The 14206-nt window shown below is 46.2% G+C and carries 10 protein-coding genes; all 10 read right to left on the bottom strand.

Features of this window, described 5'->3' with window-relative positions; translation table 11 throughout:
- Positions 1-99 precede the first annotated feature (99 nt).
- On the bottom strand, positions 100-2475 hold the full coding sequence (gene helD / locus EL84_RS16840; protein WP_047842422.1) for an RNA polymerase recycling motor HelD: 2376 nt from the start codon (positions 2473-2475) through the stop codon (positions 100-102).
- 244 nt (positions 2476-2719) lie between these two features.
- Positions 2720-3181, bottom strand: coding sequence for a hypothetical protein (locus tag EL84_RS16835; protein WP_047844240.1), 462 nt, complete (start codon positions 3179-3181; stop codon positions 2720-2722).
- Between the two features lie 316 nt (positions 3182-3497).
- Positions 3498-4565: an FUSC family protein gene (locus EL84_RS16830; RefSeq protein WP_017689291.1), complete on the bottom strand. Its 1068-nt coding sequence runs from the start codon at positions 4563-4565 to the stop codon at positions 3498-3500.
- Positions 4566-4864: 299 nt separating this feature from the next.
- Positions 4865-5587 (bottom strand): HD domain-containing protein, encoded by a 723-nt coding sequence (locus EL84_RS16825; RefSeq protein ID WP_082219047.1) that lies wholly within the window; start codon positions 5585-5587, stop codon positions 4865-4867.
- 1 nt (position 5588) lies between these two features.
- A complete protein-coding gene (locus tag EL84_RS16820) occupies positions 5589-7028 on the bottom strand; it encodes an NAD-dependent malic enzyme (RefSeq protein WP_036670229.1) in 1440 nt (479 codons plus the stop codon).
- A 208-nt stretch (positions 7029-7236) separates the two neighbouring features.
- On the bottom strand, positions 7237-9309 hold the full coding sequence (locus EL84_RS16815) for a beta-galactosidase (protein ID WP_036670227.1): 2073 nt from the start codon (positions 9307-9309) through the stop codon (positions 7237-7239).
- Between the two features lie 103 nt (positions 9310-9412).
- Entirely contained in the window at positions 9413-10498 is a 1086-nt protein-coding gene (locus EL84_RS16810; protein ID WP_082219046.1) for an arabinogalactan endo-beta-1,4-galactanase, read from the bottom strand.
- A 32-nt stretch (positions 10499-10530) separates the two neighbouring features.
- Positions 10531-11409 carry a carbohydrate ABC transporter permease gene (locus tag EL84_RS16805; RefSeq protein WP_036670224.1) on the bottom strand — a complete coding sequence of 293 codons (879 nt, stop codon included), beginning with the start codon at positions 11407-11409 and terminating at the stop codon, positions 10531-10533.
- A 29-nt stretch (positions 11410-11438) separates the two neighbouring features.
- On the bottom strand, positions 11439-12329 hold the full coding sequence (locus EL84_RS16800; RefSeq protein WP_017689297.1) for an ABC transporter permease: 891 nt from the start codon (positions 12327-12329) through the stop codon (positions 11439-11441).
- Between the two features lie 189 nt (positions 12330-12518).
- The gene (locus tag EL84_RS16795) at positions 12519-14204 is read right to left on the bottom strand and encodes an extracellular solute-binding protein (RefSeq protein ID WP_047842420.1); all 1686 of its coding nucleotides are present in this window, start codon (positions 14202-14204) and stop codon (positions 12519-12521) included.
- Positions 14205-14206: the final 2 nt, after the last annotated feature.

The raw sequence follows: 14206 nt of genomic DNA, 5'->3' as shown, positions 1-14206 counted from the left end.
TCCCTCGCTAAGCTAGCTTCTTCCCGATATATGTATCATATACAGAAAAACTCCCGTTCCATTGAACGGAAGCCTTCCTCATGCATATGAAGTGTTATGTCAGTCCACTTGCGCAGTAGACACCTTGCCAAGATCATACTGTTCTTCCGACTGGGCGGTAATGAACGGACTTGGTGTGCCCACGCAGTAAACGTGCAGCAGATGCATCGCTCGTGTGCAAGCCGTATAGAACAACTTGCGTTCATGCTCCTGAGCATACTGCTCCGCAGAGCCGTCATAGATCAGGACTGCATCGAATTCCACACCTTTGGCCAGATACGCTGGGATGACATGAACACCCTGCTCAAAAGCCAGCGTCGTTTTTTTGATTAACTTCGGTGCTGTGGGCAGCGCCTTACTCAATGTAGCATGTACGTCTCTGCTCTCTTCGGCGGTTTTGCAGATAACTGCAACCGATTCGTACCCTTCCTTAATCAAGTGCTTGAGGTCTGTCGTGATGACATTCATATGACGCTCTGAATCAGAAGAAACGATCACTTTAGGTTTCTCACCGCTGCGGTTAAATGGAATAATCTCTTCCCCACCAGGCACCATGCCACGTGTAAACTCCACGATCTCCCGGGTAGATCGATAACTTCTGGTCAGCTCAATGACTTCCGTGTTGTCTGGTCCGTACAGGTTAGTCAAAGGTCCTGTTCCACTAAGTACTGAAGAGTGGGCATAGATTGCCTGATTAAAGTCACCAAGTGCTGTTATTTTCGCCCGTGGGAACAATCTCTTCATAAATGCCAACTGAAACGCGGAATAATCCTGGGCTTCATCAATAATGACATGACGAATATTCGAGTTAATATGGAATCCAAGCATAAGCTCACGCAAGTACAAGTATGGCGTAATATCTTCATATGCCAACTCCTGAAGCTTCAATCTGCGTAAAGTCATCTTACAGATTTCATCCCATTGAGCAGGTAGCACTTCGTCACCCAGCAATCGCTCCATCTGAGCCTGATCGTTGAATAGATGTGCATATAATTGTCTTATATCAACGAATCGTAAGGACTTAATCCATTTTCGCAACGGTTTGAGTCGGTCACTGACCACCATACGTGCCAGAATCCCTCTTTCCTGCTCGAAGTCATTAAACGTATGGGTCTTTCCTTTTTGCTTGCGCTTCAACCGTTGATACGCACGTTGCAGATCCTCCGGCTCCATCAGATCAAGCTGCTGATCAACCCAAGGCGCATCCAGTTCACCTTTACCAAAGGCAGACAGTTCTTTCAGCATCCAGTCCCGTAACATCTCCAGTCGACTCACCAGCTTAACGGATGACTCGAAGCTGTAGAATTTCTCAGCCATAGCCTCTGACGTGACAATCGCTCGGCCCTGGAAGCGAACCGGCTTGAATTTCATGCCACCTGACAACATACTTTCCTTATAACGTGTAATAACCTTGAGGAACGTTTCGGACGACTTGAAGCGAATGCTGGACATGCGAACATCGTAATCGGGATCTTCCGTCCCCGTAAGTACATATTCAAGCTGAATAAACGGATCTTCCAGTTGATATTCACGACCCAAACGGCGCTCCAGATACTCCTGGAAGGTCGTTTGCAACATGTTTTCCTCCCCAAGCTCAGGCAGTACCGTGGAGACATAACTGTTGAACATTGGATTTGGTGAAAAAAGAACCATCTGATCCGCTTGCAGATGCTCGCGGTATTTATAAAGAAGATATGCCACACGCTGGAGCGCCGCGGATGTTTTGCCACTGCCGGCTGCGCCTTGCACAATGAGCATACGTGTCCGGTCATTACGGATAATCCGGTTTTGCTCCTTCTGAATGGTCGCTACAATACTCTTCATCTGTGCATCCGAAGTTCGACTGAGCACGGCCTGCAACAACTCATCACCAATCGTGACCCCTGTGTCAAACATAAACCGGATACGACCATCCCGAATGACAAACTGTCGCTTCATCTCTATATCACCGCTGATCTCCCCACTGGGTGTATGATACGTGATTGGACCCGGTGCTCCGTCATAATACAGATTGGAGATTGGCGCACGCCAGTCGTAGACCAGAAAAGATTCTTCCTTCTCATCCAGTAACGATGCAATGCCGAGATAAATGCGTTCTGCATTTGGATATCCATCTTCCTTAAAATCAATGCGCCCAAAATACGGTGAATGATGCAGTCGTTTCATTTTATCCAACGCAGCTGCTGTATTTAGATGGCTGCGCTCCCGATCGGACAATACCTGTGACTGCTGCCGCATGCTGGTTGAAGTCTCCCCAACATCATCCGCTTCGCTAAAGTTCATCGTGACTTCGTCCCAGAAGTCTTTTCTCATGCCAACCACTTCGTCACGGAAGGAACCAACTTCATCTTCCAGCGTTGTGATCTTGCGTTCAATCTGATCGGTCACGGTGTTGACCCGTTGTTGTTCCTCATTCCATTGCTGATCTGTACTCATATGTTAATAGCCCCTCTTTCCCCGGATTGTGTCCTCAAAATCCCATTTGACAAGCCCGAAAAGGCAATGGTATAATTATTAGAAAGTAAACATTTTAATTATATGTTAATTAGTTCTAATTTTCTGAAAACCATTTTTTATTGTACCAGTGACAACGTCCCGATGCAAGCGGAGGCGTTTTTTGTTGTTTTCTTCTTCATTATTACCCAATCACCGGGTCCTCAACTGACCTAGCTACTCCTGCCTACTTTCGTAATTCTTCAATTGTCTCTTTCCAGCGTGTAATTGCTCCAAGTTCATCCTTCAATTGAAAGGTTATTCCTGAAGTGATCTCCGCATATGGCGCGTGATCCACACGTACCTGAAGCACTTGTGCTTCAAAACGATCCCTCGGATGAACAGCCCCCTTCATCTCAGGCAGCCGTTCTACTTCTATACGAATATGCAGCAATCGATGTCCTTGAACCGCAATCAAGGTAGCCTTGCCTGTTTTGCTCATGTTCATACTGGTCTGTGTACCTTGCCATAAAGCCAATCTAAGCTGATGCGGATTTATCGCAATCACTTCCCCCATACTGATCATCGCCTGATGCGGCCATTGATCCTCAGATACGGTCAGCAGTTGCATGGCTTCATGCTGTTTATGCTCCAGATTTGTCCCACTCAACCATTCCATTAGTTCAGCGTCCAATTCCTCTATAATCATGTCTCTATCCCTCAGTTCGTTAATATTCATTCATGCCCTTCAGCCCTATGTATGACAAAACAACCCGGACACGATGGTCCGGGCTATGTTGTAACTACATTGTATATGATCGCCAAGCAGGTGTGCAATTCGCACTTAGAGGTTGTTCAAAAAGTCTAATTTTGATTACGAATCATGCCTAACGGCATCATCAGCATCGAATATGAAATTCAGCCGAAATGTCCGTTGCTCACGTAGTTTTCCTACGCTCCGCTACTCCATTTCTATCTTCATTCCATCTTCTTGGTACTGAAAACCAGACTTTTTGAACTTAAATTTAAGGCCACTTAAGCCAATTCAAAATTTTGTCCTGTGATTCTTTGTCTTCACTGGCGCTATGCACATGTTCGGCAAGTCGATTCAGACGTTCCAACTGATATCCATAATCATAAATGGCAGCAGCCACGATAGACAATCGTAACATCCCTTCCTTGTCGATATCAAACTGGGTGATCGCCTGCTCCATGAAACGGTCATTATCCAATACAAACTGTGCGGCCTCTTCCCCATTAGGTTTCAGCTTATCCTCGAACTTGAGCAGTGCATGCTCATGGAATTTGATAACCAGTTCAAGATGTGAGTCAAAAAACTGATCCATGGCCGTTGTCCGCGGTGCCTGGAAATAGTGGCGTTCCACCGAATCCAGCACCTCGTACCCTTTTTGCAAACTCAGCAGCATTTGTTTGTAGACCACCATCTGACGAGTTTCGCTGAATTTCGAACGTTTCATCTTTTTCTGTTCCTCTTCGAACAAGTTATACTTGTCGGACAAAGACTTAATGGAACCGCCCAGGTTACTTTTCTCCTCCCGGAATACAACTTCCTTGATCTCATCCGAGATCGAAGTTCGCAGAAGCAACGACATACCGCTGAATACACTATGGATCTGCTTCACGAACTGAACCTTCGGTTTCGGAGGAAATACCGTAATGTTGATGAGAAACGCCGATACAATACCAACCAGTGTCAACAGAAAACGATTGAGTGCAAAATGCCAGTCACCCGAGGCTTCCATAATGGATACAACCGTGACCAGTGTAAGGCCAACCGTCTCACCCATATTCAATTTAAGACAGATCATGATGACAAGTACAATAATTAATCCAACGGCGATTGGCTCATTGGACAACACCATGCCCCCCACCAGGGCGACAATAGCTCCCAGCGTGGTCGTTTGCAATTGATCCAGGAAGTATTTCCAGGAACGATAGATGGAAGGCTGCATGGCGAATATAGCCGCGATTGCGGCAGGCACGGGAGATTGCGGGTTCAAGAACAGGCTGCTTAGGTACAAGGCAAGCGTGACCGCGATCCCCGTCTTAAGTACACGCGCACCAAACGACATGGTGGTGACCCCTCCTCTTTACCGAACCTGAAATTTTACATTTGATAATCATGTTCATTATTACCCCATATTTCTTTTTTTGCCTGAATTCATTCAGGAGAACGATTTATTGTACCATGTAAGGTCTTCCGTTGCCATGTCATAAGTCAGAGGCACTGTGAAATTAATTTCTTTATGTATGTTAATACACATTATTAACCCAAAAAGAAGCAAATCTTCAAAATGGATTTCACCACTTTAAAGATTCGCCTCTGTTACTTATGATACCTCTGTGGAATGCTCATGCTTATTATGCCTGCCTAACGGTCCGTGCCCTCCCATTCCCTTTTGAACTGGTCCACAAACTGCACCATATAATCATGACGCTGTTCCGCCAGCTCCTTGCCATAGGAGGTATTCATCAGATCCTTGAGCTTGAACAACTTCTCGTAAAAGTGATTTATCGTTGTGCTGCGCCCATTGCGATATTCCTCACGGGTCATCTGCTCCCGTGGGGGAAGGGAAGGATCGTACATCTCGCGCCCTCTGGCGCCTGAAAAGGCAAAGGTTCGCGCGATCCCAATCGCACCCAATGCATCCAGTCGATCCGCATCCTGTACAACCTGTGCTTCAAGCGAGCTGACCGCAGGACGCTGTCCTCCCGCATATGAGATGGTGCTAATAATACCCACAACCTTATTACGTATATCCGGGTCAAGAGGCTGGGTATCCAGCCAGTCATTCAGTTTGGCCATCCCGGCTTCCAAGCTCTCATTCAGCTTCTCATCCGGTACATCATGTAATAATGCAGCCAGTTCGCAGACAAATGGATCTGCACCTATACGGTGAGCGAGTTCAACCGCAAGTGCGGTTACCCGTTCAATGTGCGGCCAGTCATGACCATCACTATGCTTGGATGAGTCCCCTTGAACAAAGGATCGGGCGGCGCGCAGAACAGCCTCTCCTGCCGTTATTCCATCTATATTATGCATGTGCCCTAATTCTTGCAGATTCCCACCAGGTTGAAGAGGGTTCTCTGACATCTTACGATTCCCCGCCTTCACGGGCCTGTTCACGAGGAATACGTCGAGCTACACCCGTCTTAACAGCTGCTTCAATTACGCGACTGCGCATCGATTTGACTACTTTATCATTGAACACACTCGGAATAATGTAATAACGTGTACGCTCTTCGTCGGTAATGGCCGAAGCAATCGCTTGCGCGGCTGCCAGCTTCATTTCTTCATTAATTTCGGTGGCTCGGCAATCCAAAACTGCCCTGAACATACCCGGGAAACATAACACGTTGTTGATCTGATTCGGATAATCGGATCGTCCTGTTGCCATTACAGCCACAATGTCTTCCACCAAGGCAGGCATAATCTCAGGTACCGGGTTTGCCATTGCAAACACGATTGGATCTTCTGCCATGGTCTGCACATCTTCGCGAGTTAACAGATTCCCGCGGGACAGGCCAATGAACACATCGGCTCCACGAATGACATCACGCAGCGATCCAGTCTCCAGTTCGGGATTAGTACGAGCTGCATAATCACTCCAGACTTCATTCTCATAGGTTTGTGTCCGTACAATCGCACCCTCACGATCGACACCTATAAGCCGGCTGGCTCCCGCTGACAATAATATATTGCTGCACGCTACACCTGCTGCACCGATGCCACAGACCACAATCTTCACATCTTCAATGGACTTGCCCACCAGTTTGAGTGCATTGATCAGACCGGCATATAACACAACCGCTGTGCCATGCTGGTCATCATGAAATACAGGAATGTCCAATTCCTCATTCAGACGACGTTCAATTTCGAAACAACGCGGTGACGAGATATCCTCCAGATTAATGCCGCCAAAACCAGGTGATATCGCTTTCACAGTACGTATGATTTCCTCGGTATCCTGTGTGTCCAGGCAGATTGGGAAAGCATCCACACCAGCAAACTGTTTGAATAACATCGCTTTACCTTCCATGACAGGCATCGCTGCACGGGGACCAATGTTGCCCAGTCCAAGTACCGCACTGCCATCAGATACGACGGCTACTGTATTCCGTTTAATTGTCAATGAGAAGGCTTTGCCGGGTTCTTCTGAAATGGCTGAACACACACGAGCCACATCCGGAGTGTACACACGTGACAGATCTTCCCGGTTTTGAATCGGGGTCTTTGGTGTTACTTCGATCTTACCGCCCAGATGAAGCAGGAACGTCCGATCCGATACATTAATAATGGATACACCTTTAAGCTGGCGCACCCCTTCTATAATTTTACTGTTATCTTGTGCATCTGTAACTGCGACCGTCAAGTCGCGCACGCTTACATCCTGATTGGTGGAAATCACGTCGATGGCAATGATGTCTCCCCCAGCTTCCGAGATGACCGAAGCCACTTCGCCAAACTTGATATCCTTAGTTGTCATTTCCAGTCGAATAATAATGCTGTTACCATCCAGATTTCTTTGATTCATTTCCATTCCTCCCAGACTGAAAGTCTTGAGTTACATGTTACGTGTTTGTCTTCGCTACGCGGACACGTTTATCCTTTATCTTGTCCAGAAAAAGTGGTTCAACAGCCAAATGCATAAAATTAAAAAAGATGCCCTGAACACCAATGCAGGCGTTCAGGGCACTCTTTGTCTATCCTAACTCCGTTTATAAAGTAAGGATGAACCTATATTATTTTCGAGCAGTCGGTCTGCGCAGAACACAAATGTCATATGGCTTCAAGCTGAGACTTGCTTCCACAGCATCACCACTGAGCAGATCGGTATAGGACTGTCCATCTAGTTTAACCAGCTTCTCATCTGGCGTGTAGTTCTGTACAAACACATAATCTGCTGTACCATCTGTACGCGTATGTGCCGTTGTTCCGGCAGGCAGCTCGGTTTCAAGTCCACGCTCAATGTTCAGGTCAGCGATAAGCTTCGCATAGAAATCATCATAGAATGGTGCTTTCAGACGTGTCGCTACATAATATGCTTTTCCTGAACCCAACTGGTTAACCGTCAATGCCGGACGTCCGGCATAAAAGTCAGAACGGTACGTAGCCAGGGACTTCGCGCCTTCGAGATGAATCAGATCACACAGTTCAATTGCATCATACGCTGTATTGAGCTGAAGCTCATTGCCCTTCTCAGGGATAATTCCGTTCAGATCACGATCATGCAGTCCGTCAATTTCCTCGGACCAGATGCCAAGTGTCTTACGCAGCGGGCCTGGGAATCCACCCAGGAAACACAGATCGTTTTCGTTAACAATACCAGACCAGTAAGTTGCTACAAACGTACCACCTTGTTCTACAAACTTCTCAATACGTTCCCCGACACCTTCACGTACCAGATAGAGCATTGGAGCAATCAGCAACTTATACTTGGACAGATCTGCATCCATATCAATTACGTCTACAGCGACTCCCTTTTTCCAAAACGCTTCGTAATGCTCTTCCACCGTCTGCTCATACTTCACACCGATATTACGCGGACCCTGGGAATCATTAACGGCCCAGCGGTTTTCCCAATCAAATATGATTGCAACTTCTGCCGGAACCGCTGTTCCTACAATAGCTTCCATGCCTTCAAGAGCCGTTCCTACGTCGGTGACATCTTGGAACACTCGAGTGTGTTCCGTTCCTACGTGGTCTACCACCGCACCATGAAGTTTCTCACTGGACCCACGGCTTTTTCTCCACTGGAAGTACTGAACACTATCGGAGCCGTGTGCCACAGCCTGGAGAGAAGAGAGCAGATGCATGCCAGGTTTCTTCAGTTTGCTGACATCTTGCCAATTCGTCGAACTTGGAGTACTCTCCATCAGCAAGAACGGCTGACCGCCTTTGATGGAACGAACGATATCATGCATCATCGCGATCCGGGATGCCTGTTTCGCGTCGTCATCTGCATCATGCCAAGTCGGATAACTGTCCCAAGAGAGGAAATCCAGAATATCAGCGAACTTCCAATAGTTCAGACCGCCATAGAATTCCATCAGGTTGGTTGTGACTGGCAGATCAGGATTCTGAGCTTTTAATGGTTTCGTTTCATGCACGATAAAATCAGCTGTCTGATCCGTAACGAAACGGCGCCAGTCCAGATTCATTGCGTGTACCTGTGTCTCACCGTGTGGAGCCGGAGATTCCACTTGACTCCAGTCTGTAACCGTATGGCTCCAGAATGTGGTCCACCACGAATGATTCAGTTCATCGAGTGTTTTATACTTCTTCTGAACCCAACCACGGAATGCTTCCTGACAATAATCACAATGACAGTCTCCGCCGAACTCGTTCGAGATATGCCAGCCGATTACAGCCGGATGATCCGAATAACGTTCTGCCAGTTTTGTGTTAATCGCAGTAACCTTCTCACGGTATACCGGGGAAGTATAACAATGGTTGTGACGGAAACCATGCAGATTGCGGACACGCTTCTCGGATACGCGGAGCACTTCCGGGTACTTCGCGGACATCCAAGCAGGTCTAGCACCACTTGGTGTAGCGAGGAATGCATAGATACCGTTTGCTGCAAAACGATCCAACACCTGATCCAACCATTCAAACGTGTATACACCCTCTTCCGGCTCAAGGGATACCCACGAGAAGATACCAATGGACATCACGTTACACTTGGCAAGCTTCATCAAGCGAATATCTTCTTCCAGAACTTCAGGATAGCGGAGCCATTGCTCCGGGTTATAGTCTGCGCCATGCAACATGTGCGGGGCTTTGGAACTTACAGGTGGAAATTTGTATGTCATAAGGACAACTCCCTTGCTTTAATTACTGTTTTTTTAGTTTATATACGATAACGATAACGATAACGATAACAACGACTTCACAGACGATACGTATTACGCTAGATTACACGTATGTCACGACATCTGATTCTTCAACAGTAGCAAGTGCTGTAAACGATTCCAACTTGCGACCTTTAAAATCAAACATGGTGAGGTTGCCCCAGTTATTCGGATGTCCGACGGACCATTCTTCTTTACTTGGTATCCAGGCAGGTTCCCAATAATAGAATCCGTGCCCCAAACCACCAGGAACTTCGCGAATAATCTGCAATAGATCCTTCAGATATTTGGTCTGTCCCTCTACACTTGCAGGGTATCCTGGTAACAACATATCTTCCTGATTCAAAATCCATTCAATGCCTTCCGGCTGCTCCAGCGTCCAGGGATAAGCGGTTTCAACTACATTGATAGGTTTGCCATAACGCTCAGCCAGATCATGAAGATTGTCACGTAACGCATCGAGTGTTCCATGCCACCAAGGGTAATACGAGAGACCAATGATATCAAACTCCACACCCAGTGCTTCAAAGCGATCGTAAAACTTGCGGCTCTCGGCGTTATCTCCACCACGATCAATATGTATCATAATCTGAATATCCGCGTCAACGGATTTGACCGCAGCAATTCCATACTTCACAAGGCCTGCAAAACGCTCCCACTGTTCATCCGTATCATGCTCTTCTCCACCGACACGTCCCTCATTCCATAACATGCCTGGTGTAATCTCGTTGCCCACCTGCACCATGTCCGGAAGCGCATCGTGTTCCTTCAACGTTCTCAGAACGTCAGCCGTATACATGCATACCGCACGTTGAAGCTCTTCATAGGACAGATTCTCCCATGCTTTCGGCTTCCATTGATTGGCTGGATCAGCCCAGCGATCAGAATAATGGAAATCAAGCAAAAATTTCAATCCCTGTTCCTTGATCCGTTTGGCTACCTCCACCGTCCGCTCCAGATTGCAGAATCCACCAACAGGATCATTCCAGATTCGAAGTCGTATCGCGTTAGCGTCATTAATCTTCAGGATGGACAGCAAGTCTTGTTCCTTGCCATCCACATCACTATAACTCCCGCCATGCTGTTCGATTTCATCCATAAAGGACACATCCATTCCCAGAATGAATGTCTTTTCCGTCAAGTTGCTCACTGTATCAACCTCCATTAATTTGGGGTACAGGCTCAGCCTTTAACTGAGCCCAACGTCATACCTTTAACAAAGAAACGTTGCAGGAAAGGATACACAATCAAGATTGGTGCACTTCCGATGAAAATCTGAGCTGCCCTTACCGTAGTTTGAGAGAGAGCTTCCATTTCTTTTGGATTCATGCTCATGCTACTCATATCACGTCCAATAATGACCGTTTGCATAAATGTAGCAAGTGGGTAATCCTTAGCGTTATTCATGTAGAGCAATCCATCAAACCAGGAATTCCAGTGGAACACCATACTGAACAATGCAATTGTTGCAATGGACGGCATCGAAATGGGAAGGAAGATCCTGAACAATGTTCTGAAATGGTTAGCTCCATCCATGAGCGCCGCTTCCTCCAGCTCTTTTGGAATACCGCGGAAGAAGTTCAGCATCAGAATGACAAGGAATGTGTTAACTGCTCCTGGGAGTACCAGTACCCAGAAGGAATCCATCAACCCGATCTTCTGGATAACCATGTAGAACGGCACCAGTCCCCCGTTGAAAATCATACTGAATACAAAAATCCAGGAGTAGATCGTTCTGCCTTTGAATTCACTATTCTCTTTGGACAACGGATACGCCGCCAGGAACGTAATCAGCAAGGTAATAGCTGTACCAATCACTGTACGTAGAAGTGAAATCCAGAGCGAGTTCAAGAAAATTGGATTGTTCATCGTTTTTTTGTAAGCCTCAAGTGAAAAACCTACGGGCCAGAGATTGACCAGATTGGCATCGGCAGCAGCCTTTGTACTAAAGGATACTGCCAGTACATGAATCATTGGTACGATACACATAATGGCGACCAAAATCAGAAAGCAGGTATTGACTATATTAAACACGCGATAAGGCAATGATTTATGATACATCGTGGTCCCTTCTTTCTCTGTTCATTCGTTTAGAATATGCGATATCCAGCGTATTTTTTGGCTAAGCTGTACGATACAAGAATCAAGATCATACTAATAACCGATTTGAATAATCCGATCGCGGTTGCAAAGCCCATCTCACCATTCTGCATTGCGGAACGATATACGAATGTATCAATGATGTCACCCGTTTGATATACGAGCGGGTTATACAAGTTGAATATCTGGTCAAATCCGGCATTCAGTACGTTACCAAGCGCCAGTGTTCCTACAACCATCAACATCGGCACAAGCGAAGGGATTGTAATGTGCAGTGTCTGTTTCCAGCGTCCTGCTCCGTCAATTTCCGCTGCTTCGTACAACGCTGGATTAATTCCGGCAAGGGCAGCCAGAAAGACAATCATGTTATAGCCAAATTCTTTCCACACATCTGTCAGAATGACCGTAGATCGGAACCAACTGTTGTCTCCCAGGAAGAAATATGGCCCAAGTCCAAAGGTTCCCAGAACCCGGTTAACCAAGCCGCCTGTTGACAACAGATCTATCAAAATCCCGCCCAGAATGACCCAGGACAAGAAGTGAGGTAAATATACGAGTGTTTGAATCGTTCGCTGTACAGCCATCTTGCGAACCTCATTCAAAAGAATGGCAAAAACAAATGGAACAAATAAATTGAAAATCAGTTTAAGTACAGCAATAATTAATGTGTTCCAGATGACCTGTAAGCTGTCTTCACGTTCAAACAAATATCTAAAGTTGTCCAGCCCAACCCATTCAGAACCGCTAATCCCAAGCCATGGCTTGTAGTTCTGGAACGCCATAATGATTCCGCCCATAGGCACATAACTGAAGATAATCAGAAAGATAATGGCTGGCAACAGCATAACGTGGAATGGCCAAGTGCGTTTCAAAGTTCTCATGATTGCTCCCCCTGTATTTCTTCCTACTCAAGTACTCCCTGAGTGGCTTATAATGCGATTATATCAACCTTTTACGGGGTCCAAACAGCACATAAAAGCAATATAAATGGCACAAATTCAACCACTTTGCCTCAGCTTTAATAAACAAAAAAAGAGCCCAGACGTTAGTCGTCTGGGCGCTCCTTGTAATTATTTTTTCACACTGTCATACCATTCGTTAACCTCTTGCGTAATTTGGTCACCGCCACCGGATTTCCACGTTTGTACAAAGGTATCAAACGCATCAACCGGATTTTTGCCATAGATAATTTCGTTAAATGCTTGATTTTCGATTTTGTTCAAATAGTCAAGCTTGGATTTCATCGTCTTTGTTGTCGGACCTGTGAACATGTTCTTGAAGGAAATTTCTTCTTGGCTCAGCAACACTTTCGCTGCTGCTGGAGTCTCTTTACCGTAGTTGACAGCAACATCTTTTTCAAGCTTGGTTTCCGGCTCTTTGCCATTGGCCAAATTCATCAGAGCTTTCATCTGTGCATCTGGAATACGAGCACCGTCACGAACAAGCAAATAACGTACAACGTTCACGTATCCGCCTTCGATCTCGTCAATCGGCATTTGTTTCCCATCTGCATCCAATTGATAGTCATAGCCTGCAAACAGACCGTTGTCATACTGGCTACCCGGAGCCGGGTCAGCATAATTGTCGAACAGGTAGTTCTGATACGTAAAGAATGCTTCTGGGTGCGCCATATCTTTTTTGATCAACGTAACACCATTAACGAACTGTGTCCCGTGACGCATCGCTTTGCCTTCAGGACCGGTAGGAATTTCAATCGGTTTCCACACGGCACTCGGTACATTTTTCACTGTATCGAGAAGTGGCCATCCACTCATCCAGTAAGGTCCTGGAATAATACCCGCAGTTCCTGCAACTGCTGGCTCTGCTGTTTTGTTCTCATCCCATAGAGCTGCTTCCTGCGGGATATATCCTTTTTTGAGCCATTCGCTCAATTTGGTCAGACCTTGCTTCATACCCGGATTGATGGAGCCATACTCCAGCTTGCCGTCTTCCCCCAGATTCCATTGGAACGGCAATGTTCCATATGCTCCGAAGATCCAAGATGGGTCTCCCATCCATGTATTCATGGAAGTTTTGAAACCAATGCTGAGCGGAGTGACTTTATCAGGAGCCAATCCGTCAGGGTTATTGTTTTTGAATGCTTCCATAACAGCTTCTAGTTCGTCGATGGTTTTTGGCGCCTTCATGTTCAGCTTATCCAGCCAATCCTGACGAATCCAGAGCAAGTAATCATTGTTGTAGGCATAGTCCAGAACAGGGATACCCATTCTTTTTCCATCACGACTATACTGGTTCCATACGTTTGGATCTTGTTCAATTGCTTTTTTCCATGTGTCCGAAGCATATTTATCGAACAGTGGACCTACTTCTTGATACATTCCAGAATCAATCAGATCCTGAGCAAGCAGATTATCACCTACGTTTACAATATCAGGCATTTCCTGTCCTGATGACATCGCAAGACGAAGCTTGGTTGCAAATGCTCCATTTGTGTCTGTTACTGACCACAACGATTTGATTTCAATCCCGAATTGATCTTTGGCCCACTTGGTTGCCACGTTATTTTCCATGGATTCGCCATTTTTAAATTTCAGCTCTGGATCGATTCCCCATGCTGTAGTAATAGTAACTGCCGGATCATATTTCTCTTTGTATTCGTTTTGGGTTCCAGATGTACTTGGTGTTGCACTATCTCCGCCCCCACTGCCTCCTGAACATCCTGCAAGAACGACAGTTAGACTCAGCGTTGTAGCGAGAAGCGTCAAGAATCTCTTTTTTGTTGATTGCGCTCTCATGT

The organism is Paenibacillus sp. VT-400 (genome assembly GCF_001029205.1).
Taxonomy (GTDB): Bacteria; Bacillota; Bacilli; order Paenibacillales; family Paenibacillaceae; genus Paenibacillus; species Paenibacillus amylolyticus.
This window is presented reverse-complemented; position numbering and strand designations above follow the sequence as displayed.